This is a genomic window from Pseudomonas sp. C2.3V, assembly GCF_058536325.1.
In genome coordinates this window covers 2,880,299-2,902,110 of record NZ_JBZUBN010000001.1, presented here as the reverse complement: position 1 = coordinate 2,902,110, position 21,812 = coordinate 2,880,299, and the positions used below count along the sequence as shown (strand labels likewise).

The following is a 21,812-nucleotide window of genomic DNA, read 5'->3' as shown; positions in this document are numbered from 1 at the left end:
TGTTATAAAGAGTAAGTAGTCCTTTGCTTGAGGAGTCTGTCGATGAATGTCATCAATGCGCGGCTGCGTGGTCAGGAAGGGCTGTTTACCGTGCGTTTGCAAGGCGACCGGATCGCTGCAATCGAATCACAGGTCGCTTTTGTGAGCCCAGCCAGCGCTGAAATACTGGATGCGCAAGGCAATCTGGTTATTCCGCCTTTCGTCGAGCCGCATATCCATCTGGATGCCACCCTGACAGCTGGGGAACCGCGGTGGAACATGAGCGGCACGTTATTCGAAGGCATTGAGTGCTGGGGAGAGCGAAAGGCGATTATTACCCACGAAGATACCAAGGCGCGGGCCAAGCAGACCATTAATGCCCTGGCGGTCCACGGTATCCAGCATGTTCGTACCCATGTGGATGTAACCGATGCCAGTCTGGCGGCTTTGAAGGCCATGTTGGAAATTCGGGAAGAAACAAGCCATTTAGTTGACATGCAAATTGTGGCGTTTCCCCAGGAAGGAATCGAATCCTATCCTCAGGGCCGAGAACTGATGGAGGAGGCCATTTGGCTGGGAGCCGACGTGGTTGGCGGAATCCCTCACTTCGAATATACCCGTGAGCAAGGGGTCAGTTCCGTCAAATTTCTGATGGATCTGGCTGAGCGCACAGGTTGTCTGGTGGATGTTCACTGCGATGAGACAGACGATCCCCATTCCCGCTTTCTGGAAGTGTTGGCAGAGGAGGCGCGTAGTCGTGGCATGGGCTCACGTGTCACTGCCAGCCATACTACTGCCATGGGTTCTTATGACAATGCCTACTGTTCAAAGCTGTTTCGTCTGCTGAGTCGTTCGGGTATCAGCTTTATATCGTGCCCCACCGAGAGCATTCACCTGCAAGGTCGCTTCGACACCTTTCCCAAACGGCGTGGCGTAACGCGTGTGAACGAACTGCTGGAGGCCGGTATGAATGTGTGCTTCGGGCAGGACTCCATTGTTGATCCATGGTATCCGCTGGGTAACGGCAACATTCTCAGGGTACTGGAGGCTGGCCTGCATATCTGTCACATGCTCGGTTATGAGCGCCTGCAGCATGCCTTGGATCTGGTGACCGTAAATAGCGCCAACGCCATGCAGCTGGGTGACCGATATGGGCTGGAAGTAGGGCGCCCGGCCAATCTGCTGATCCTGTCAGCCGATTCGGACTACGAAATGATAAGAAGCCAGGGCCTTCCACTGTGTTCTGTCCGTGAGGGCAGGGTTTTAATGAGTCGTCGTCCTGCCGAGGTCAGTCTGGCAGGGTGATAAAACATATGAATTCACTAAATTTTCTAACTCAGGCGAAGGGCTATGCTCAAAAATACACCCTGAGTCAAGGGGCAATGTTCAGGACTTGTGCACAAGCACTAATGCGCTTGTCAAGCGCTTCGCTTAAACAGGCATAAAAATATTTAGAACGGTTATTTAGGTATAAATATATGATTTATAAGGATTTTTTTGATTGGTTAAAAAATGGACAGTTTAACGGAACCCCCCATTTCATCTAGCTTACAGGACATTTCCACCAACTTTTCTACAGAGTTATCCACAGGTTCTGTGGATTAACCCTGTAGACCGCATCACGCTTGGCTTCATCAAAATGCAAGAATTTTTTTGCATTATTTCGATTGGGTTTTTATGACCTATCGACACGGGCGCCGCCAAGTTATCTTAAATTCAGATAACGGCTAAGCAATGCGCGTAAGGCGGCTGGCTTTACGGGTTTAGGTAGAAAATCCAGCCCAGCCGAATGCACTTCACTGACACGATCCTGATGTGCATCTGCACTGATCACAATGCCAGGCAACGGCTTATCAAGCCGCGTGCGAAGCCATGCCATCAGTTGAGGTCCGGTATTGCCGTCATCCAGATGGAAATCCACCAGCGCTATCTGTGGCTGAATGCCTTGCGCCAATAACGCCTCGCACTCCTGCTGATTGCGTGCCGTATGAACCTCGCAGCCCCAGCGGCTAAGAAGGCTCTGCATACCCGTCAGGATGCTTTCCTCGTTATCAACGCAAAATACCGGTGCGCCTCGTAGCGGTTCGCTGGTGTGTGCTCGTGTAGGCTGCAGGACAGGCTCGGATAGAATTTGAGTCGCGACGGGCACCGAGACGCTGAATACACTGCCTTTGCCTAGCCAGGAGCGTACCTCGATACGATGGCCCAGTACCTTGCAAAGACGATCAGCAATAGCCAGTCCCAGGCCCAACCCCTTCTCTGCACGCGTCTGATGGCTATCGAGTCGCTTGAACTCCTCAAAAATGACCTGCCGCTTATCTTCCGGGATACCTGGGCCACGGTCCCATACCTCCAGTGTCACATGATCACCATGGCGGCGGACACCTAGCAATACATGCCCTCTGGCATAGCGGAAAGCATTGGTCAGAAAGTTCTGCAGGACTCGGCGCAGAAGCTTGACGTCGCTTTCTACTCTCAGGCGACTTCCGCTTAGGTGGAAATCTATGCCTTGTTCTCGCGCCAGGGCACGAAACTCTACGCCCAGCGTATCGAATAGCGTATTGATTGCGAACGTGCCGACTTCCGTATGAACCCGTCCGCTCTCCAGACGCGAGATATCCAGCAGGTCGGCAATCAGGTCTTCCACGGAGCGCAGGGACGAATCCATGTTGTTAACCAGCTCGCGAGCATCCTTTGGTAACGCATCGTGGTGGGCGAGGGCGGCCGTAAACAGGCGGGCTGCGTTTAGCGGTTGCATCAGATCATGGCTGACGGCAGCGAGAAAGCGTGTTTTGGACTGGTTTGCTGCTTCTGCATGGGCTTTGGCCTCTGTCAGCGCCTGGTTAAGCTGGGAGAGCTCCCGGGTTCGCTCTTCCACGCGCTGCTCCAGCCCTTCATTGGCTTCACGAAGGGCGCGCTCTGCTTCGCGAAACGCGGTGATGTCGGTAAAGCTCATGACAAAGCCGCGTCCCGGCATGGGTTTGCCACTGAGTTCGATTACCCGGCCATTAGGGAATTGTCGCTCAGATGTGTGGGCAATCCCTTGCCGCATTCGATCGACACGTCGTGCTACGTGCTCGTCAGGATCGCCTGGGCCACAGAGGCCCCGTTCTGCGTTATAGCGGATGATTTCGGCGATTGGACGCCCGACCTGGATCATGCCGTCCGGGTAGTCAAACAACTCCAGGTAACGTTGGTTCCAGGCCACTAGCCGAAGGGATTGATCAACAACGCTGATACCTTGAGAAATATTTTCGATAGCGCCCTGCAAAAGCGCGCGGTTGAATTCAAGTACTTCGGACGCTTCGTCGGCAATGCGTACGACATCCTCCACATGCATGTCACGGCCTTCGATGGCAGCCTTTACCACCGCCCGCGCAGAGGAGGCACCAATCACACCGGCTAACAGACGCTCGGTATGGGCAATCCATTCTCCGTTGGCATTCTGGGCCGGATGAAAGGTCAGGCCCGTCTGGTCAGCGAAGCGAATAAAGCTCTGCCGAGCACGTTCATCGCCTACGAAGCGGGCAGCGAGTGCGCGAAGATCCTCTAGCTGCACTGCCAATAGCGACCGGGTATTCAGGCGCGCCGAGGTCATTTGCCCAATGAAACGGCCGGCCTGCCAGTGCTCGGATACTCGTGTCCTGGCCTGATTGGAAACCAGAAAGAAGAGGAGAAAATTTCCTGCTAAGGACAGCAGTACGCCTTGAGTCAGGGGTTTGAAGGGCAGGCCAAACGGATTGGCCGCCAGCCAGGCTAGCCCAGGAAAACGGTCGAGTGGCCAGCTCAGACTTTCTGCCATGACTGGCAGAACCAGGGTGTAAGCCCAAAGAAAGGCGCCTGCTGCAAGTCCTGCAAATACACCTCTCCGGTTCGCCTGCTTCCAGTAGAGTGCTCCTACCATGGCCGGGCCCAGTTGAGCGATAGCTGCAAAGGCGATCTGCCCGATGGTAGCCAGGCTTGCCGTAGAGCCCAGCAGGCGATAGCAGAGATACGCCAACAGCAGGATCGCCACGATCGCAACACGCCGAATGGTTACCAGCCAGTGGCTGAACACCTCATAGGGGCGCTCTACCTTCTGCTTACGGAATAAGAGGGGCAGCAAAATATCATTGGATAGCATGGTGGATAAGGCCACGCTGGCGACGATCACCATACTGGTAGCGGCCGAAGCGCCACCAATGAAAGCCAGGAGCGCCAGGCCGGGATGCGCCTGTGCCATGGGCAGGCTTATAACAAAGGAGTCAGGTACGACCCCTTTGGGCAGATGCATCTGTCCTGCCAGGGCTATGGGAACAACAAACAGCGCCGCCAAGGCCAAGTAGCAAGGAAATACCCAGCGGGCCAGGTTCAGGTCACGCGCATCCGTATTTTCAACCACCGTGACATGAAACTGTCGTGGCAGACACATGACGGCCGTGAACGCTACTCCGGTTTGCACCAGCAGTGCGGGCCAGTCGAAGGTTTCCTGCCAGTATTTGGACAGCTCGGGCGCAATGCGTGCCTGATCGAAGAGGTCATCGAATCCATCATAAAGTCCATAGGTCACAAAAATCCCTACAGAAAGAAATGCCAGGAGTTTGATCAGCGACTCAAAGGCAATTGCGAGCATCATGCCCCGGTGGTGCTCGGTAACATCAAGGTTGCGAGTGCCGAACAGGATGGTAAATACCGCTAATGCCAGCGAGACGATCAAGGCGGTATCCTGCGCACGCATGCCTATTGACTCGGCCCCTACACCGGTGAGCAGATTGACGCCCATGACAATGCCTTTGAGCTGCAGAGAGATATAAGGCAGCACGCCTACTAGGCAGATCAGCGTAACCACAACCGCCAGCGCCCGCGATTTTCCATAACGGGAGGCAATGAAGTCGGCAATGGAAGTAATGTTTTCCTGCTTGCTGATCATGATCATTTTCTTGATCAGACGTGGCATGAATAGCAGGAGCAGGATAGGGCCTAGGTAAATCGGCAGAAAGGACCAGAGTTGGTCGGCCGCCTGTCCAACGGCGCCAAAGAATGTCCAGCTGGTGCAGTATACCGCAAGCGACAGGCTGTAAACCCAGGCGCGTAACTTGGGTGGCAACGGCGTTTTACGTCTGTCGCCATAAAAGGCAATCGCAAAGAGCACCGCCATGTACAGCAGAGCAACGGCGGCGATCAGTCCGCTGGATAGGGTCATGCGAACTCCTGTGGAATTTTGTTGTGCAGGGCCTTTTATAGGTGATTGGCCCTAGGCCTTCCGCTGCCAGATAGATTAGAAAGAGCTCGTCTCGAGTAGTGGGAATACCTAGGGACTATTCTAATGCGCTCGTTGGGGAGCATGGCAGGCTTTATAAGTGTCTCATCAAAGCGACTGCTCCAAGGTCACTGAGACCAATGTCGCAGGTTTGGTTGAGCCAAGGGCTTCAGCCTGTTAGCGTGTCGCAGTGTTATCAAGGAGAGTGGCGCCATGTTCGAAGCGCATCCCATTACCTTGCAGCGAGGTGCTCTTCGTTTAGAGCCTATGGTGGAAAGCGACGTACTGGAACTGGTCAGCCTAGCTGATCTCAACCGGGACGAGTTGCATTACCTGAGCGGTCCACTACGACCGGACTGGTATAGGCACGCCATTGCCGAGCAGCGTGAAGGCAAAACTATCCCTTTTACCATCAGGCTGGCTGACAAGCTGGTGGGTACCACTCGTTTTTCAGAGTTTCTGCCTGCGCTACCTGCCGCTGAAATTGGCTGGACCTGGCTGGATCGGGAGCAGCATGGCAGTGGATTGAATGCCAACATCAAATACCTCCTGCTGCGTCATGCGTTCGAGAACTGGCATCTGGTACGTGTACAACTCAAGACGGCAGCCAGTAATCTGCGTGCGCAACGCGCTATTGAAAAGCTAGGGGCTGTACGTGAAGGACTGTTACGTAACCATCGACGTTTGGCCGACGGTCGGCTTGATGATACCGTCATGTACAGTATTACCGACCGTGAGTGGCCGACGGTAAAAGCCAGTCTGGAAGCTTCTTTTTCCTAAGGCTATCCGGATATAACGATGTTTGACTGACGTACGATGTAACGCGGTTGTTATCTCGGGCTGCAAGGATAGCTGTGGCCCGTTCCGGTTTCCCTTCTTCGAATAGGACCTCGTTCGATGTCCTCACAATTCGCTCTGTTGAAAAAACGGCGCTTCCTACCGTTTTTCGTAACACAGTCCCTTAGCGCCTTTAATGACAACGTCTATAAGCAGTCATTGATTCTGGCGGTGCTGTTTCACTTGAGCGTTACCGGTGACAGGCTGTTGCTGGTCAACCTGTGCGCCTTGCTGTTTATTCTTCCGTTCCTGCTGTTTTCAGCGTTAGGCGGACAGTTAGGCGAAAAATATGACAAGGCACGGCTCATGCGATGGCTGAAAGGCTCGGAAATCGTCATGTTGCTGTTAGGCAGTCTAGGCTTTTGGCTTAACAGCCTGCCACTGTTGTTATTTGTCCTGTTTGCCATGGGTACACGCTCGGCGCTCTTCGGACCTTCCAAGTACTCAATTTTGCCCCAGCATCTCGAGTCTCGAGAGTTAATGGGCGGTAACGCGTTGGTGGAGATGGGCACATTCCTGGCCATTCTGGGCGGGACGATAGGGGCAGGGGCCTTGCTCTCTCTTCCAGATTATTCCCAGGCCGTAGCCATAAGCGTCGTATTGATCGCTCTGGCTGGTTTTCTGGCCAGCCTGGGTATTCCATCCGCGCCGGCCGTCATCTCGCACCTGAGGTTGGACTGGAACATTTTCCGGCAAACATGGGTGATCTTACGTATGGGGCTGGGGCAGGCGCCCTCGGTCTCTCGTTCTCTGCTGGGCAATTCCTGGTTCTGGTTTGTGGGTGCGGTATACCTTACCCAGATACCAGCCTATGCCAAGGACTACCTGCACGGTCAGGAAAGCATGGTTTCGCTGATCCTTACCTTGTTCTCGGTAGGCATTGCGCTGGGCTCTCTTCTATGTGGCCGGTTGTCCAAGGGGCATGTTGAGGCAGGTATTGTTCCGCTGGGTGCGCTGGGGTTATCTGTCTTCAGCGTCTTGCTCTATGCCGTCACGCCTGACATGGCCGCTATCACAGGGTCTTATGGCGGTTGGGCAGCGCTGAAAGAATTTTCCATGTGGCCAGCGCTTGGGTGCATTCTGGGACTGGGGATCTCTGGCGGATTTTATATCGTTCCGCTCTATGCGCTGATTCAGGCACGCACGCCACAGGAGGAGCGCTCTCGGGTTATCGCTGCCACCAATATTCTCAATGCGCTCCTAATGGTCTGCTCGGCCCTTATCACTATGCTGCTTTTGTCTGTATTCGAGATGACAGTTCCGGAGCTGTTTCTGGCGGTTGCGTTGATGAATATAGGCGTCAATGCCTTCCTGTTTGCAAGCGTGCCAGAATTCCTGATGCGCTTTCGCGCCGTGATAGGTGGTGGAGACCCTACGCGCAGCATCCGCGACTAGGCGCTAATGGCTCAGTTTGAGCCCGATCAAGCCACATAAAATAAGCAGCACACTGAGCAGACGGATCGGACTGACGCTTTCGCCAAATAGAATGATGCCAGCAATCACCGTTCCTACTGCGCCAATACCCGTCCATATGGCATAGGCTGTACCAAGAGGAAGCTGCTTAACGGCCATGCCCAAGAGGCTTATGCTGGTCAGCATGGCGGCTGCCGTCAGGACAGTAGGAAGAGGGCGGGTAAAGCCTTCGGTGTATTTGAGGCCTATAGCCCAGCCTATTTCAAACAGGCCAGCCAGAAAAAGAATAATCCAGGACATAAAGATTCCAGGGTTGGTAAAGCGGGGCCGTCCCCGGATAGTTTCAGACGATGGGGTCGTCCCCTTCGCGAACCGATGCGCTCTTGCCAAGCCCGAGCGCGCCGGTTTCGTTACATGCTCACTCTTTTGCAGAGGACTCGTCATTCAAGCGACGGAACCATGTGGCCAGCAGCGCTCCAGAAATATTATGCCAGACGCTGAACAAGGCACTGGGCACAGCCGCAAGAGGGGAGAAATGTGCTGTTGCCAGTGCTGCGCCCAGTCCCGAATTCTGCATACCGACCTCGATAGCCAACGTCTTGCGCTGCGCCAGAGGTAGCCCAAACACTTTTCCGGCCAGATAGCCAAGCATCAGTCCCAATGTGTTATGCAGTACGACCACAGCCATAATCAAAAATCCTGACTCTGCAATTTTCGCCTGGCTGACAGCCACAACGGCCGCCACAATCAGCACGATGCTGATAACCGAGACCAGGGGCAACACCTCAACCGCTGCCCGTACCTTTGACCCCAAGAAGCGTTGGGCAACTAGCCCCAGCACAATCGGGAGGATAACGACCTGGACGATGGATAGAAAAAGGGCTGAGAACTTGACTGGTAGCCAGGCCGAAGCCAATAGCCAGATCAATGTAGGGGTCACCAACGGGGCCAGAAGGGTAGTGACGGCAGTGATGCCAACAGACAGTGCGACGTCCCCGCGTGAAAACCAGGTGATGACATTGGACGCCGTACCGCCAGGGCAACAACCCACAAGAATAACGCCTACTGCAATTTCCGGCGGCAATTGCATGACAAGACAAAGCAGCCACGCCATGCCGGGCATAATGATAAATTGAGCGATTATACCTAGAAGAACCCTAAGAGGTTTGCGAAAGACCTCCTTGAAATCCTCAGCTTTGAGCGTGAGCCCCATGCCGAACATGATCAGGCCCAATAAGGGGACGATAGCTGGCGTTAAGGAGCGAAACCCTTCAGGCCATATAAAGGCTAGAACAGCCGCCAGCAGGACCCACAAGGCAAAGGTATTGCCTGCAAAGCGGCTTAAAGCTGCGAGAGCGCCCATGATTATCCTTATAAAAATATGAGCCTTGGAAGTTGGGCGGCGCCCCGGGGCGCCGCACCTGATTAGAGCCCCTGCGGAATTTCTTCTCCACCCAGCGCTTCGACCAGCGACGGAATAAATTCGGCAAAGGTCATCATCATTAGAGTAAAGGTAGCATCCAGCTGCGCCATGGCATCATCGCCGCCATCCTGCTCGGCCTGCTCTTGAAGCAAGTCCTCAAAGCGCAGACGCTTGAGCGCGACCTTGTCATCGATCAACAGCGACAGCTTGTCCTGCCAGGCCAGGGCCAGCTTGGTCACCAGCTTGCCTGCGCCCAGGTGATTCTGAATTTCCTCACTGGTCAAGTCTTGCCCTTTACAGCGGACAACACCGCCATCCTCGTGACTATCGCGTAGCTCGCACTCATCCAACAGATGGAAATCGTTCGTGGCTGCCTGAGACTTGACCCAATCTGTAAAGGTTGCAGTCGGTGCCTGCTTGACCGACATCGGACGGACTGGAAGGGAGCCCAGCGCTTCACGAAGGGTGGAAAGCAAATCTTCTGCACGCTTTGCACTGGAGGCATCTACCAGAATCCAGCCCCGCTTGGGCGCGATTGCTGCAAAGGTAGTCTGGCGGCGAATGAAGGCCCGTGGCAGCAGACTCATGACAATTTCGTCCTTTATCTGGTCACGCTCCTTTTTGTAAACCTTGCGCATCTGCTGTGCTTCGATTTCATCAACTTTTTCCTGCACGGCGTCTTTTACTACGCTGCCGGGCAGAATGCGCTCTTCCTTGCGAGCTGCGATCAGAAAGAAATCTTGGCTGACATGTACCAGAGGAGCGTCTTCTCCCTTGCCAAAAGGAGCAACGAAACCGTAAGTGGTCAGTTCCTGGCTGGCGCAGGGACGTGCAGGTTTGCTGGCCAACGCGGTTTCCAGGGCCTCGGCTTCGAGTGATAAATCCTGGGTAAGACGATAAATAAGAAGATTACGAAACCACATGGCGTGACGATTCCCCAAAAAACGAAGCGCGCATTATTCCGCTGCCATGCTTCCAAGGCCAACCCCCAATTGATCATTGGCAACGATTAAAGGGCTTTAATGACAAACAGGCCGCTTTTTGGGGTGTAACGATACGGTCCTGCCTGCAAGGGCGACCCGGGAAATGATCCAAAGGCTTGGAAATAAAGGAAAAGAATCTAAGCCTTTGGATCATTTGAAATTTTTTCACTTGGGGGCTTGCCAGCCTCTAAAACCGTCCGTAGAATGCGCCCCACTTCGAGAGCAAACGCTTACGAAAGTTAAGTGGGTGATTAGCTCAGCTGGGAGAGCATCTGCCTTACAAGCAGAGGGTCGGCGGTTCGATCCCGTCATCACCCACCACTCTTGAAGTTACGCGCAGCGGTAGTTCAGTCGGTTAGAATACCGGCCTGTCACGCCGGGGGTCGCGGGTTCGAGTCCCGTCCGCTGCGCCATTTTTGCTTCATCTTGGGTTGCTTGATTGGGTTTTAAATCCTCTTGATGAACCCAGGAAGAACACTAGCGAAAGCTACGTGGGTGATTAGCTCAGCTGGGAGAGCATCTGCCTTACAAGCAGAGGGTCGGCGGTTCGATCCCGTCATCACCCACCATTTTGCGATATACGCAGCGGTAGTTCAGTCGGTTAGAATACCGGCCTGTCACGCCGGGGGTCGCGGGTTCGAGTCCCGTCCGCTGCGCCATATTAAGTTTATCGGGCCCACTGAACTCCCGATAAATTACGAAAAAGCGGCCTTGCGCCGCTTTTTTCGTTTCTACAGGTTTATTCCCTTTCTAGCGGCTGTTTTCCGCTTCTATTAAGCATTCTTTGCTGGAAGTTCTTTGTACAGTTAGTTTCTTTTTAAAGATGTCTAGTCCGTATGTTCAGGGTTGTTTGATACGTCACGGACACAGACTGCTTTGTATTCAGTCACTATTCAGCGCTGAACTTATAAGCTACTAACTATTCTTATCATGCCGTAGCCAGTGGCAGTTAGGCCCTGATAAGCTCGCGGTTTTATCGAACGCGCTTCGCGCACGGACAAGGAAACAGCATGAAACAGCACCGGTTGGCAGCAGCAGTGGCCCTCGTTGGCCTGGTTCTCAGCGGCTGCGACTCACAATCACAATCCAAGGTTAATCTTGAAACTCCAGCTCAGAAAGCGTCCTACGGCATCGGCTTGAACATGGGTAAAAGCCTTGCTCAGGAAGGCATCGATGACCTGGATTCAAAAGCAGTGGCTTTGGGTATTGAAGATGCTGTGGGCAAGAAAGAGCAGAAGCTTACCGATGATCAGCTAAGAGATGCGTTTGCCGATCTGCAGAAGCGTGCAGAAGAGCGCATGACCAAGCTCAGCGAAGACAATGCCAAAGCAGGCAAGGATTTCCTGGAAAAAAATGGCAAGCGCGAGGGTGTTGTCACAACGGCTTCCGGTTTGCAGTATGAAATGGTCAAGAAGGCAGATGGCCCGCAGCCCAAGCCGAATGATGTAGTGACAGTTCACTACGAAGGCCGTCTTGTTGACGGTACTGTATTCGACAGCTCCATCAAGCGTGGCAGCCCGATTGATTTGCCGGTGAGTGGCGTGATTCCGGGTTGGGTTGAAGCGCTTCAGCTCATGCATGTAGGTGAAAAGTACAAGCTGTATATCCCCAGCGAACTGGCCTACGGCGCGCAGAGCCCAAGCCCTGCTATTCCTGCCAACTCCGTTCTTGTCTTTGACCTGGAGCTGCTAGGTATCAAGGATCCAAGCGCTCAGGGCGAGAATGGCCTGACGCAAGAGCCATCCGACGAGTCGGACGCTGCACAAGAGCAGGATACTTCCAAGAAGTAACACGCCGCTCTATTAAAAAGCCCCGTTCATACGGGGCTTTTTTGTTTTAGGAAACCTGTTTGTGAGGACGATGCTCTAATCTAGGTAATTATTCACCTATTCGCCAAACGCTCTATCAGACTGCCTTTGCGAGGCGGGGAGATCTCATGAAGCCACCCGTTGGATTTGATCGTTATCTGAGGCTTGCCCAACGTTTTCTTGTTCGGGGGCGCTTACCGGCACTGTTATTGGCCGTCGGGCGTAAGCTGGCCAAGCGAGATTTTCGGTTGGGTGCCGCCAAGGATACCTTGGGGCTCTTCCATTCCCTGCTACTGGCCTGGTGGCGTGGAGAATATCGGGGTATCAGTCGGCAGGCACTCTTGTCGGTAGTCGCAGCACTTGCTTATTTCCTTTCGCCTGTTGATCTCATCCCTGACTGGATGCTTACCTTTGGCTTCATTGATGATCTGGCAGTGCTGGCGTGGGTGAGCAAAACCTGGCAGAGCGAGCTTGATGCCTTTCGCGCCTGGAGAGATGCCCAACCCGTAGCGGTGCAAAAGTCGCTATCGGCTCCGCCGCTTCCCCATGAGAAACCCGCTGAGGGCGTTATAGTGGTTGAGCGGGCATGAGCCTGGGTGGCGAGAGGTGCTTGCACATCGGAACAGGATAAGCTGTGCTGTTATAGTAACCTTTCGTTGAATTCAGGTTTGTATTGTGGCGTTACAGATCAGTCGTACCCATTGGCAGGCGTTGCTGGCCGAGTTGGAAGAAGCTCGTTGCCAGCGGCACTTGGTAACCTATCGCTCGCTGATTGAGCGTCTACAGTTACCGACGCCCGCCATGGCGACACTTACTGTTGCCCTTGAACACCTGATAGCGCTGGATGCCCGTGAGGGTGTGCCGTTGCGCAGCGCATTGGTGGTTAGCCAGGGTGCAAGCCGGCTGCCGCGTCCTGGTTTCTTTGAATGCGCCCAGCGAGTCGGGCGCTTCAACGGCGAGGTAGATGGTATAGAGGCGGCTGCCTGGCATGCATCTGAAGTCACGCGCGTATTCGAGTACAACTTTTCCTCAGATAGGTAACTCAGGCCGTTTCGGCCATCAGGTGCAAGCTATAGCCGGGAATGGTTTTGGCCTGGGCTTTGGCGCTTTCCGCCAGTTTAAGCAATTGGCGGGCATCGCGTGACGTTCGACTTTCTGCCGTAACCCTTACAACTCCAAGAGATAGAGAGAGCAGCGGATACTCGCGTCGGTAGCCTTCATGATCTTCTGCTATCAGGCAGCCTGCATCCAGGTGCTCCGGTGCGTAAAAGCGACGGCAGCGACTCTGGAAAGTCTCCATGAGTCGAGTCAGCCGTGCTCGCCAGTCCATGGAGCGCAGGACGATTATAAAGTTGTCATCGCCGTAGTGACCGATGAAGTCCTGGGTGCGATCCATGCTTTCTGCCAAGGCCTGTGCCAGGCACAGCAGTACTTCGTCTCCCTTGGCATATCCATAAATCTCATTGAAGGGCGTAAAGCTGTCGATATCAAGGTGACACAGGGTGGCGTTTTGGTTGCGCTCCAGTAACTGGCTTAGACAATGATGAATCGGCACGCTGCCGGGCAGGCCTGTCAGAGGATTGGCATGCCGTGCTTCCTGAATCTTCTGCTCAGTAATCAGTTGGAGAAGATCAACCACACGACCCATGCCGACATATTGGCCTTGATCAACAATAATGAAGTCTTCTTCTACCCGCTGCTTGGCGCGCTGGGTGAGTAGTCGGCTGACGTGAAGAGGAGATTGGCTCTTCTCCACACATAGAAAATCCAGATGCATAAGTCGCGTAATGGGCTTGCGACCAAACAGGTCCGGCGCAAAGGGCTTACGCAGGGCTTCTGCAAGGGCATAATGGTGGACGATGCCGACAGGCGCACCGTGTTCATCAAGCACGGCCAGGGAGTTAAAGCTGGGTTTGTCGTGGAAAAGCTGCATGACGGCAGGTATCAGCGTCTGCTCCTGGATGGCAGGCCGCTCAAGTAACATGGATGTCAGGCCTGTACCGCCCTCTGTAAGGCTTTTGGGGCGTGTCTCCAGGCGAGGCATGATCTCGCGTGCTTCCCGCGGGGGATTTGCTTCAGGACGACTCAGAAGGTAGCCCTGAACTAGATCAATGCCCATTTCGGCCAGCACGACCAGTTCCTCATGCAGCTCAATGCCTTCAGCAACCACCACGGCGTTGGACGCCTTGGCCATTTGAAGGATGGAGCCTACAAACTCCCGTTTGACGCCATCACGATGGATACCATCGATGAAATGACGATCGATCTTCACGTAGTCCGGGCGCAGCTCGGACCACAGGCGCAGGCTGGAATAGCCGGCCCCCAGGTCATCCAGAGCAATCGAAAAGCCCATTGCGCGATAGTAGTGCAAGGCGGTATCAAGCAGGCCCAGATCGTCGGTTGGGGCCTGTTCGGTCAGCTCGATGACGATTCGGTTAGCAGGGATACCCAGACGCTGTAGCAGTTTCAGGGTGCGGCCCTGCTCGTGACTGTTCTCAAGAAGTGATTCGGGGGAAATGTTAAGGAAGAGCTTACCTTCAAGGCCTAGATCACGGAAACCGGTGCATGCCTGGGTGCGACACGCCATTTCCAGCTCGGACAGACGCTGTGCCGTACGAGCAATGGCGAACAGGGGAAGCGGGGAGTGCAGAGGACTGTTAGAAGGCCCACGGCTAAGTGCTTCATAGCCAATGATGCGGCGTTCGCTCAAGGAAACGATAGGTTGGAAAAGGCTGTGTATATCACTTCGAGCCAGTATCTGCTCAAGCGCGCTCAACTGTTCGTTGACGGTCATCTATCTTGGTCCTGAATAAACAAAGCCAGCGATAAGCTGGCCTTGTTCATTTCACGACAGTTCGATGACTATTTGATGACGGCAATCAGTGAGACGGACCGCCGTGACTCAAGTCCAGATAGTCGAGCAGGATCTGACCACTCTCCATCAGGTAGGCATCGTCTTGAGGTTTGGTCTTTTCGTCGTTGTTGGCGGCAGCAATAGCGTCGTCATCAACTTTTTTCAATTCCTTGAGGGGCTCCTCACCTTTAGCTACCCGACGCTCGTTCTCGATTGCCAGCTGGCGCTTGTCGAGGGCGTCCTGCTCGGCGCGACGCTTCTGCTCGTTCAGGCTGACCGTCGTATCCTTCATGACATCCTGTGCAAACTGAAGGCGTTCACGAGCAAAGACAAAGTCCGGGTTGGTCTTGGTGCGGGTATCGTGACGGTTGATCAGCTCAGGCAGATACGGCTTGAACGGATTGTTCTCTACCTCAAGAACCGGACGGATCGTATCCCATGGCATGGAGTTGGGTAGCGCACTTTCGCCGATCTCCTTGTTATCTACGATATCCGGATAGCTGATATCCGGGATAACGCCCTGATGCTGGGTACTTTGTCCTGAAACGCGATAAAACTTGGCCAGGGTCAGCTTCAGTTCCCCGTGATTTAAAGGCTGTATGGTTTGAACAGTGCCTTTGCCGAAGGTCTGTCCGCCCACGATCAAGGCACGGTGATAATCCTGCATGGCACCCGCAAAGATTTCCGAAGCCGAGGCCGAGAGGCGGTTGACCAGCACGGTCATGGGGCCTGTGTAGAAAGCATCGCCTTCATCGTCAGCCAACACGTCTACCTTGCCGTCGCTGTTACGCACCAACACCGTTGGGCCTTGATCGATGAAGAGCCCAGTCAGTTCGGTTGCTTCCTGCAGGGAGCCTCCACCATTGTTGCGTAGGTCGATGACAATACCGTCGACTTTCTCGTTTTTCAGCTCACCGATCAGCTTGCGCACGTCACGGGTAGTGCTCTTGTAATTTGGGTCGCCGGCGCGATACGCCTTGAAGTCCAAGTAGAAAGCGGGCACATCGACTACACCCAGCTTGTAGGTCTTGCCGTTGTGAGGCACGTCAATGATGTGTTTCTGGGCTGCCTGTTCTTCAAGCTTTACCGCTTCACGTGTAATCGAGACGACCTTTGTGGTCTGATCATTCGGCGGATTGCTCGAGGGGATGACTTCCAGGCGAACAACGGAGCCCTTGGCGCCGCGGATCTTCTTGACGACCTCGTCCAGACGCCAGCCGACGACGTCGACCATTTCGCCGTCTTTGCCTTGCGCTACCCCCACGATCTTGTCAGCGGGTGCGAGCTGCTTGCTCTTGTCGGCGGGACCGGCTGGTACCAGGCGAACGATCTGTACGTAATCGTTATCGCTTTGCAGTACCGCACCGATGCCTTCAAGGGAAAGGCTCATGTTGATGTCGAAGTTCTCTGCGCTTTCAGGCGAGAGGTACTGCGTGTGCGGATCGTATGTTTGGGCGAAGGCGTTGATGTAGGCCTGGAAGATGTCTTCGCTGCGAGTCTGTTTCAGGCGCGCCAACTGATTACGATAGCGCTTCTGCAGCTGCTCCTTGATGGCAGCATCGTCCTTGCCACCCAGTTTCAGACGCAGCACTTCATCCTTGAGCTTCTTGTGCCACAGATCATCCAGTGCGGCAGTATTGGTCGGCCAGGGCGCCTTTTCGCGGTTGACGTCAAACGTTTCGTCTGCCGCAAAATTCAGCTGGGGAATGCCTTTGTCCAGCAGGCCTAGTGTGTAGTCGAGGCGTTCCTTCACACGGTCCAGGTAACGCTTGTAGATGGTAAAGCCTGGATTCAGGTCGCCCTGCTTGAGCAGATCGTCGAAGCGAGTCCGCCATGCGTCAAACTCGGCGATATCGGCTGCGTTGAAATACAGTCGATTGGGATCAAGCATCTTGAGATAGCTGTCATAGATCTTTATCGAGCGTTCATCGTTAAGCGGCGGCTTGCTGTAGTGATGGCGCTTGAGCAGCTCTACCACATTGAGACTTGCCACGACTTGATCGCGGTCTGGTTTGAGACCGTCCCAGACGTTTGGGCTCGCTGTTTTGGCTGCCAGCGGAAGAGCGCTGACACCGAGGATGAACAGGAGGGCGGTACGGGGGAGAAGCTGCTTCATGCTTGATTCGACTAGAGTACGGGTAATAACGCTATAGGCCGTACTTGACCGTTCCGGTTCCCCGCAACAGTCAAGTACGCTGTTAAAGGTCAAAAGCTAGCTCACTATGGAGGCACCGTGAACGCATTGCAAGGTATTGAAGGTCAGCTTGAGTGGCAACAGCTGACAAGTCCTGCTCTTTCCGCAGGTGAAATTCGCATCCAGGTCGCCGCGGCCGGGCTTAATCGCGCCGATCTTCTTCAATTGGCCGGTAACTATCCGCCACCGCCTGGAGCGCCGCAAACTCTGGGTCTGGAGTGTTCCGGTGTTGTGGTCGAAGTTGGTGAGGGAGCCAATTGGATCGTCGGAGATCGTGTCTGTGCTCTGCTGGCCGGTGGTGGTATGGCCAGCGAAGTCGTGGTGAATGCTCAGCATGCGATTCCGGTTCCCGAAGGGCTGTCGATGGCTGAGGCAGCAGCGCTACCTGAGGTCTGGGCAACAGCCTGGTGCAATCTTTTCGAATTGGCAGCCTTGCGACCTGGCGAGAAAGTACTCTTGCACGCAGGGGCCAGCGGCGTAGGTTCTGCCTCCATTCAACTCTGTAAGGCTTTTGGTAATCCTTGCTGGGTCAGCGTAGGTTCGGCCGAGCGGCTGGACTATTGCATTTCGCTGGGTGCCGAAGGGGGCGTTGATCGGCACCAGGGGCTGGAAGGGCTGCGTGACTTCGGGCCATTCGACGTGATCCTTGATCCGGTAGGCGCAAGCTACGCCGAACTTAATCTGGATGTGCTGCGCCGTGACGGGCGGTGGGTACTGATTGGCCTGATGAGTGGTCGAGAGGCGCAGTTCGATCTGGCAAAGGTGTTGAGCAAGCGCATTAGCCTGATCGGTTCTACGCTGCGTAACCGCGATACGGCGTTCAAAGCCCGATTGATGGCAGAGCTGGCTGCAGGAGTCTGGCCGTTGTTTACAGAAGGCAAGCTCAAGCCGAACCTGGAGCGGAAATTTGCTGCCAAGGATGCCGAGGCGGCGTTTGCGGCACTGTCGAGCAACAAGGTGAACGGTAAGGTCGTGATGATCCTCGATGACAGCCTGATCTGATGTCGAGGCTGGCCATGCCGGCATGGCCAGCCTTTGTTTGGCTATTTCCACTCAAGGATTGGCCAACCCCGCCGACTGGCCTGCTCGCGCAGATAGGGATCGGGATTCACGGCGTGCGGATGCCCAACGCGTTCTAGCAAGGGTAGATCGTTACGTGAGTCAGAGTAGAAACTGGCATCTGCAAGCTCGACCTCCTGATGATCTATCAGCTCGAGAAGGCGCGTCAGCTTGCCTTCTCGATAGGTCAGGACACCTTGAGTACGGCCAGTGTAGACCCCATGGGCCAGTTCCAGGTCGATGGCCAGTATTTCGCTGATCCCCAGCCTACCGGCAATCGGTTCGACCAGATGAGCACCGGACGCCGAAATCAATACGATCCGGTCGCCTCTGGCGCGATGTTCCGCAATGCAGCGGCAGGCATCGCTGAAGATCAGAGGCTCGATCACGTCTTCGACATAGGCGTCAATCTCCGGCTCCAGCTCCTCAGGCGCTCGACCTATGAGCGGCTCCAGGGCGAATGCCATGTATTCTTCCATGGCCAGGGCGCCTTCGGCGTATGCCTTCATCAGGGCGGCATCACGCTGGATGAAGGACTCGTCAACCCAGCCGAGTTGGGCCATTCGCTGGCACCATAGGCTGGAGCAGTCACCGTCGATCAGGGTTTCGTCAAGGTCGAAAATAGCGAGGGTCATGCGACTTCTCTTGCGGCTGATGAATCGATCCCCAATGTGACGCGTGAGCCGCACGGGTGCAAGGCAGAGGCATCCTGATTGAGGACATCTACCAGTAATTCGATCCCCAATGTCTGCACGCGATAGCGAATGACATTGCCTAGCAGCGTATGTCCGACAATCTCGGCACTGGGGCCTTCCGATGCGTTGATCCTGATCGATTCGGGGCGGATCGCCACCTGTTGAGTGAAGTTTCGCCCTAACAGGGTAGAAGCCTGAGCAGGATCCAGAATGTTGTAGTTACCCATGAAGCCTGCTGCAAACAGCGTGGCTGGCGCAGTATAGAGGGTTTCCGCATCGCCACTTTGTATGATGCGGCCCGCTTGCATCAACACGATGCGGTCGGACATTGTCAAGGCTTCTTCCTGATCATGCGTGACAAACAGGGTAGTCAGGTTGAGCGCTTGCTGAAGGCTCCGTATCTGTTCTCGTAAATGCTTGCGGATGCGCGCATCCAGTGCCGATAGCGGCTCGTCGAGCAGCAGCAGACGTGGACGAGTGACCAGTGATCGCGCCAGGGCGACACGCTGACATTGCCCTCCCGACAGCTGATGAGGGTAGCGGTCTTCGAACCCCTTGAGTTCTACCAGTTCGATCACTTCGGCGGTGCGCAGGTGTAAAGTTTGGCGATCCACTTTTTGCATCTTCAGGCCGAACGCTACATTTTGCGCGACCGTCATGTTGGGAAACAGCGCATAGCTCTGAAACACCATGGCAATGCTGCGCTTTTGCGGCGGCAGGGTCGCAATATCCTGACCGTCGAGCAGGATGCGTCCACCGTTTACCGAGGTTAAGCCTGCCAGGCAGCGCAGCAGGGTGGATTTGCCGCAGCCGGAAGGTCCTAAAAGCGTAACCAGCTCACCTTGTTCTGCAGAGAAATCGATGTCCTGAAAGATCATGTTCGAGCCGTAGCTCTTGTGCAGATGTTCAACGCTTAGAAAGCTCATGATTTATCCCGGCTCAAACCACTGGCAGCCCACGTTACGGTCAGGACGACCAGAAAGTACGAGATGACCAGTGCGCTCGTGAAATGGCCGCTGCCATTGCGCATGTTGTACAGATAGACCTGCAAGGTTTCGTAACGCGCTCCAACAAGAATGTTGGCAAAAACGAATTCGCCAATCAGAAACGAAAATGACAGAAACAGCGCCACCATAAGACCCTTGCGCAGGTTGGGCAGTACCACCAGGAGGGCCGCCCGGAAGGTGCTGGCGCCCAGCAGGTGAGCCGCATCCATCAGATCATGAATATTCAGTGCCTGCAGATTATTGCTGATGGCTCGGTACATGAACGGCAGGGCGATGGTGAAATAACAGCCGATCAGAATCCATGGTGTGCCTATTAACGGCAAGGGGCCGCCAGCATAGAGTTGCAGCAATCCTACGGAAGACACCACAGGCGGCACGGCGAACGGCAGCAGGATCAACACGTTCATGAGTGCATCGAGCCTGGGGAAGTGGTAGGCGATGACGAACATGAGAGGAAGTACGAGGAAGACGGCCAGTAGCAGCGCGCCCACGCAGACGATCAATGAATGCCCGAAGGCGATGAGAAAGCGTGAGTCGCTCCAGAGCGCTACGTACCATTTCAAGGTCAGCCCGCTGGGAAGAAGCGTGGCGGACCATTGTGTTGCCAATGAATACAGCAGGGTGGCAGCGAGCGGCAGTAGAAGAATCAGAAAGAGCAGCCAGACGACCAGGCGATGGTAGAGTGAAACCGACCGGTTAGCGTTTGACATGGTAGCTCCGGCGTAGCAGCCATTGGTGAACGAGGGTGATCACGGCCATGAGCATCACTAGCAGCATGGCAAGGGCGCTTGCGAGGTTCGGATCCAGAAAGATGTCGCCAGAGACCAATGCTGCTATACGGACCGGGACTACATTGAAATTGCCCGTCGTCAGGGCATATACGGTTGCGTAGGCCCCCAGCGCATTGGCCAGTAGAATGATGAATGTACCTAGCAGTGCCGGAGTCAGCACCGGTAGCCCGATATGACGCCAGAAATGCCAGGTATTGGCGCCAAGCAGTGAGGCAGCTTCACGCCAGTCTTCGCGCAGGGCATCAAAGGCAGGGTAGAGCAACAGAACGCCTAGCGGGATCTGGAAGTAGGTATAGATCAGGATCAATCCGCTTTTGGAGTACAGGTTAAAGTCCTCGATCAGCCCGGTCTGCTTGAGCAGCAGGGTCAGGCACCCGTTGAAGCCAAGCAGGATGATGAAGGCGAACGCCAGGGGAACACCGGCAAAATTGCTCGTCATGTTGGCAAAGGCTGTCACGAAATCTCTTAGCTTCGAGTCGACCTGGCGTAGCGAGTAACTGCCCAGGATGGCGATTAGCAGGCCTAACAGGCTGGACCAGACCGAAATCTCCAGCGAAAAGCGTATAGCCTGGCGATAGAAGGGTGATTCAAGGATTTCGGTGAAGTTACCCAGGCCCCAGCCATCCAGATGCTTGAGGCTGTTGATAGCGATCCAGATCAATGGGGCTATCTGAAATGCACAAAAGAAAACTAGAAAGGGCAGAAGGCACAATGTGGCGAGCCATTTGCCTTTCATGCCAGGAGTTCCCGACAAACCGGCTTGTCATGGGCGACACCTAAAAGCTCACAAAGCGTACCGCATAGGTCAGTTTGTACAGGGCTTGCCTCTTGCAGGCTGAAGCCTGTCCCGAACACGAATAACGGGACTTCACGCTCTTCAGGCAGCAGCCCCCCATGGCTGCGGTCATCATTCATGCCATGATCGGCTGTCACCATCACCTGATAGCCCGCCTCCAGCCATACCGGTAAATGGCCGGACAGGCATATATCTGCCACACGTGCGGCGTTTCGATATTGGCTGCTGGAAAGTCCGTATTTGTGGCCAGCATCATCGATATTCATCGAGTGAGCCAGCAGAAAATCAGGGGAATGACGTTGTCTCAAGCTTTCGGCGTCGTCGAAGAGGTGAGAGTCTGGATAGTGATCGGCGTAATAGAAATGGCCGTACTGGATAGGCAGGTCCGGGGCACAGATATGACGGTCCCGTGCGGCATCAAAGGGCGAACGGTTATAAAGTTCGCTGATCCAGTGATAGGCCGCAGCCGCCGTCGTGAGGTAGGCCTCGCGCGCATAATGAAACACGCTGCGCTGGTTCGAAAGCCGAACGACCTGATTGTGCGTAATGCCGCTGTCGACGGGGCGTACCCCTGTGAGAATGCACTCGTAGAGCGGGCGGGAAAGCGACGGCAATTCACACTGTATGGTATAGAGCCGTCCGCGCCCTGCCTGACAGACACCCTGAAGGTAGCCCATACAGTCACGGGCGACTCCATAGGCCAGACCGTCCAGCACAACCAGAATCGTCTTCAT

17 protein-coding genes, 4 tRNA genes and 1 pseudogene are annotated in these 21,812 nt (G+C 54.7%); 11 read left to right on the top strand and 11 right to left on the bottom strand.

The genetic code is table 11. From position 1 onward, the window contains the following. Window positions 1-42 precede the first annotated feature (42 nt). Window positions 43-1,284: a cytosine deaminase gene (codA, locus tag AC4LF3_RS13780; protein ID WP_491835481.1), complete on the top strand. Its 1,242-nt coding sequence runs from the start codon at window positions 43-45 to the stop codon at window positions 1,282-1,284. Window positions 1,285-1,684: 400 nt separating this feature from the next. On the opposite strand, the gene AC4LF3_RS13775 is transcribed toward codA, so the two are convergent. Then, complete coding sequence (locus AC4LF3_RS13775) at window positions 1,685-5,161, bottom strand: hybrid sensor histidine kinase/response regulator (RefSeq protein ID WP_491835480.1); 3,477 nt, start codon at window positions 5,159-5,161, stop codon at window positions 1,685-1,687. 270 nt (window positions 5,162-5,431) lie between these two features. On the opposite strand from AC4LF3_RS13775, the gene AC4LF3_RS13770 reads away from it, so the two are divergent. Next, entirely contained in the window at window positions 5,432-5,998 is a 567-nt protein-coding gene (locus AC4LF3_RS13770) for a GNAT family N-acetyltransferase (protein ID WP_010795150.1), read from the top strand. Between the two features lie 117 nt (window positions 5,999-6,115). Continuing rightward, window positions 6,116-7,402: pseudogene (locus tag AC4LF3_RS13765) on the top strand (MFS transporter); the annotation flags it as partial. Between the two features lie 51 nt (window positions 7,403-7,453). Here AC4LF3_RS13765 and sugE read toward each other — a convergent pair. The 3 genes from sugE to rdgC form a co-directional block, all read right to left on the bottom strand. After that, window positions 7,454-7,768: a quaternary ammonium compound efflux SMR transporter SugE gene (gene sugE, locus AC4LF3_RS13760; RefSeq protein ID WP_010795148.1), complete on the bottom strand. Its 315-nt coding sequence runs from the start codon at window positions 7,766-7,768 to the stop codon at window positions 7,454-7,456. Window positions 7,769-7,886: 118 nt separating this feature from the next. Next, window positions 7,887-8,831, bottom strand: coding sequence for a bile acid:sodium symporter family protein (locus AC4LF3_RS13755; protein WP_150346940.1), 945 nt, complete (start codon window positions 8,829-8,831; stop codon window positions 7,887-7,889). Between the two features lie 62 nt (window positions 8,832-8,893). Beyond that, window positions 8,894-9,814, bottom strand: coding sequence for a recombination-associated protein RdgC (gene rdgC, locus AC4LF3_RS13750; RefSeq protein ID WP_491835479.1), 921 nt, complete (start codon window positions 9,812-9,814; stop codon window positions 8,894-8,896). 305 nt (window positions 9,815-10,119) lie between these two features. Between rdgC and AC4LF3_RS13745 the strand changes: the two genes are divergently transcribed. From AC4LF3_RS13745 to AC4LF3_RS13715, 7 genes are all read left to right on the top strand, one after another. Further along, window positions 10,120-10,195: transfer RNA gene (locus AC4LF3_RS13745), tRNA-Val, on the top strand. A gap of 15 nt (window positions 10,196-10,210) precedes the next feature. Then, window positions 10,211-10,287: transfer RNA gene (locus tag AC4LF3_RS13740), tRNA-Asp, on the top strand. Between the two features lie 80 nt (window positions 10,288-10,367). Beyond that, window positions 10,368-10,443: transfer RNA gene (locus tag AC4LF3_RS13735), tRNA-Val, on the top strand. 13 nt (window positions 10,444-10,456) lie between these two features. Continuing rightward, a tRNA-Asp gene (locus AC4LF3_RS13730) sits at window positions 10,457-10,533 on the top strand. Between the two features lie 351 nt (window positions 10,534-10,884). Then, window positions 10,885-11,664: a BamJ family beta-barrel-assembly machinery protein gene (bamJ, locus tag AC4LF3_RS13725; RefSeq protein ID WP_491835478.1), complete on the top strand. Its 780-nt coding sequence runs from the start codon at window positions 10,885-10,887 to the stop codon at window positions 11,662-11,664. 146 nt (window positions 11,665-11,810) lie between these two features. Next, window positions 11,811-12,272: a YkvA family protein gene (locus AC4LF3_RS13720; RefSeq protein WP_122042051.1), complete on the top strand. Its 462-nt coding sequence runs from the start codon at window positions 11,811-11,813 to the stop codon at window positions 12,270-12,272. 85 nt (window positions 12,273-12,357) lie between these two features. Next, window positions 12,358-12,723, top strand: a complete 366-nt coding sequence (locus AC4LF3_RS13715) for a hypothetical protein (protein ID WP_491835477.1) — start codon at window positions 12,358-12,360, stop codon at window positions 12,721-12,723. Window position 12,724: 1 nt separating this feature from the next. Here the strand turns inward: AC4LF3_RS13715 and AC4LF3_RS13710 are convergent, their stop codons facing one another. Together AC4LF3_RS13710 and AC4LF3_RS13705 are read right to left on the bottom strand one after the other, a co-directional pair. Further along, window positions 12,725-14,476 carry a bifunctional diguanylate cyclase/phosphodiesterase gene (locus tag AC4LF3_RS13710; RefSeq protein ID WP_074824504.1) on the bottom strand — a complete coding sequence of 584 codons (1,752 nt, stop codon included), beginning with the start codon at window positions 14,474-14,476 and terminating at the stop codon, window positions 12,725-12,727. 85 nt (window positions 14,477-14,561) lie between these two features. Continuing rightward, window positions 14,562-16,652 (bottom strand): carboxy terminal-processing peptidase, encoded by a 2,091-nt coding sequence (locus AC4LF3_RS13705; protein WP_037029645.1) that lies wholly within the window; start codon window positions 16,650-16,652, stop codon window positions 14,562-14,564. A 117-nt stretch (window positions 16,653-16,769) separates the two neighbouring features. Here AC4LF3_RS13705 and AC4LF3_RS13700 point away from each other — a divergent pair, with 117 nt between their 5' ends. Further along, entirely contained in the window at window positions 16,770-17,732 is a 963-nt protein-coding gene (locus AC4LF3_RS13700) for an NAD(P)H-quinone oxidoreductase (protein WP_491835476.1), read from the top strand. Window positions 17,733-17,773: 41 nt separating this feature from the next. Here AC4LF3_RS13700 and AC4LF3_RS13695 read toward each other — a convergent pair whose 3' ends face one another. From AC4LF3_RS13695 to AC4LF3_RS13675, 5 genes are read right to left on the bottom strand one after another with little or no spacing between them, the layout of a single operon-like run. Then, window positions 17,774-18,424 (bottom strand): HAD family hydrolase, encoded by a 651-nt coding sequence (locus AC4LF3_RS13695; RefSeq protein ID WP_122042054.1) that lies wholly within the window; start codon window positions 18,422-18,424, stop codon window positions 17,774-17,776. Next, the gene (locus tag AC4LF3_RS13690) at window positions 18,421-19,410 is read right to left on the bottom strand and encodes an ABC transporter ATP-binding protein (RefSeq protein ID WP_407362067.1); all 990 of its coding nucleotides are present in this window, start codon (window positions 19,408-19,410) and stop codon (window positions 18,421-18,423) included. The genes AC4LF3_RS13695 and AC4LF3_RS13690 overlap by 4 nt, the downstream gene beginning before the upstream one ends. Next, window positions 19,407-20,201 carry an ABC transporter permease gene (locus AC4LF3_RS13685; protein WP_197871112.1) on the bottom strand — a complete coding sequence of 265 codons (795 nt, stop codon included), beginning with the start codon at window positions 20,199-20,201 and terminating at the stop codon, window positions 19,407-19,409. The genes AC4LF3_RS13690 and AC4LF3_RS13685 overlap by 4 nt, the downstream gene beginning before the upstream one ends. Further along, on the bottom strand, window positions 20,188-21,018 hold the full coding sequence (locus AC4LF3_RS13680; protein ID WP_125888226.1) for an ABC transporter permease: 831 nt from the start codon (window positions 21,016-21,018) through the stop codon (window positions 20,188-20,190). The genes AC4LF3_RS13685 and AC4LF3_RS13680 overlap by 14 nt, the downstream gene beginning before the upstream one ends. After that, a complete protein-coding gene (locus AC4LF3_RS13675; protein WP_491835475.1) occupies window positions 21,015-21,812 on the bottom strand; it encodes an alkaline phosphatase family protein in 798 nt (265 codons plus the stop codon). Before AC4LF3_RS13675 ends, AC4LF3_RS13680 begins: the two co-directional genes overlap by 4 nt.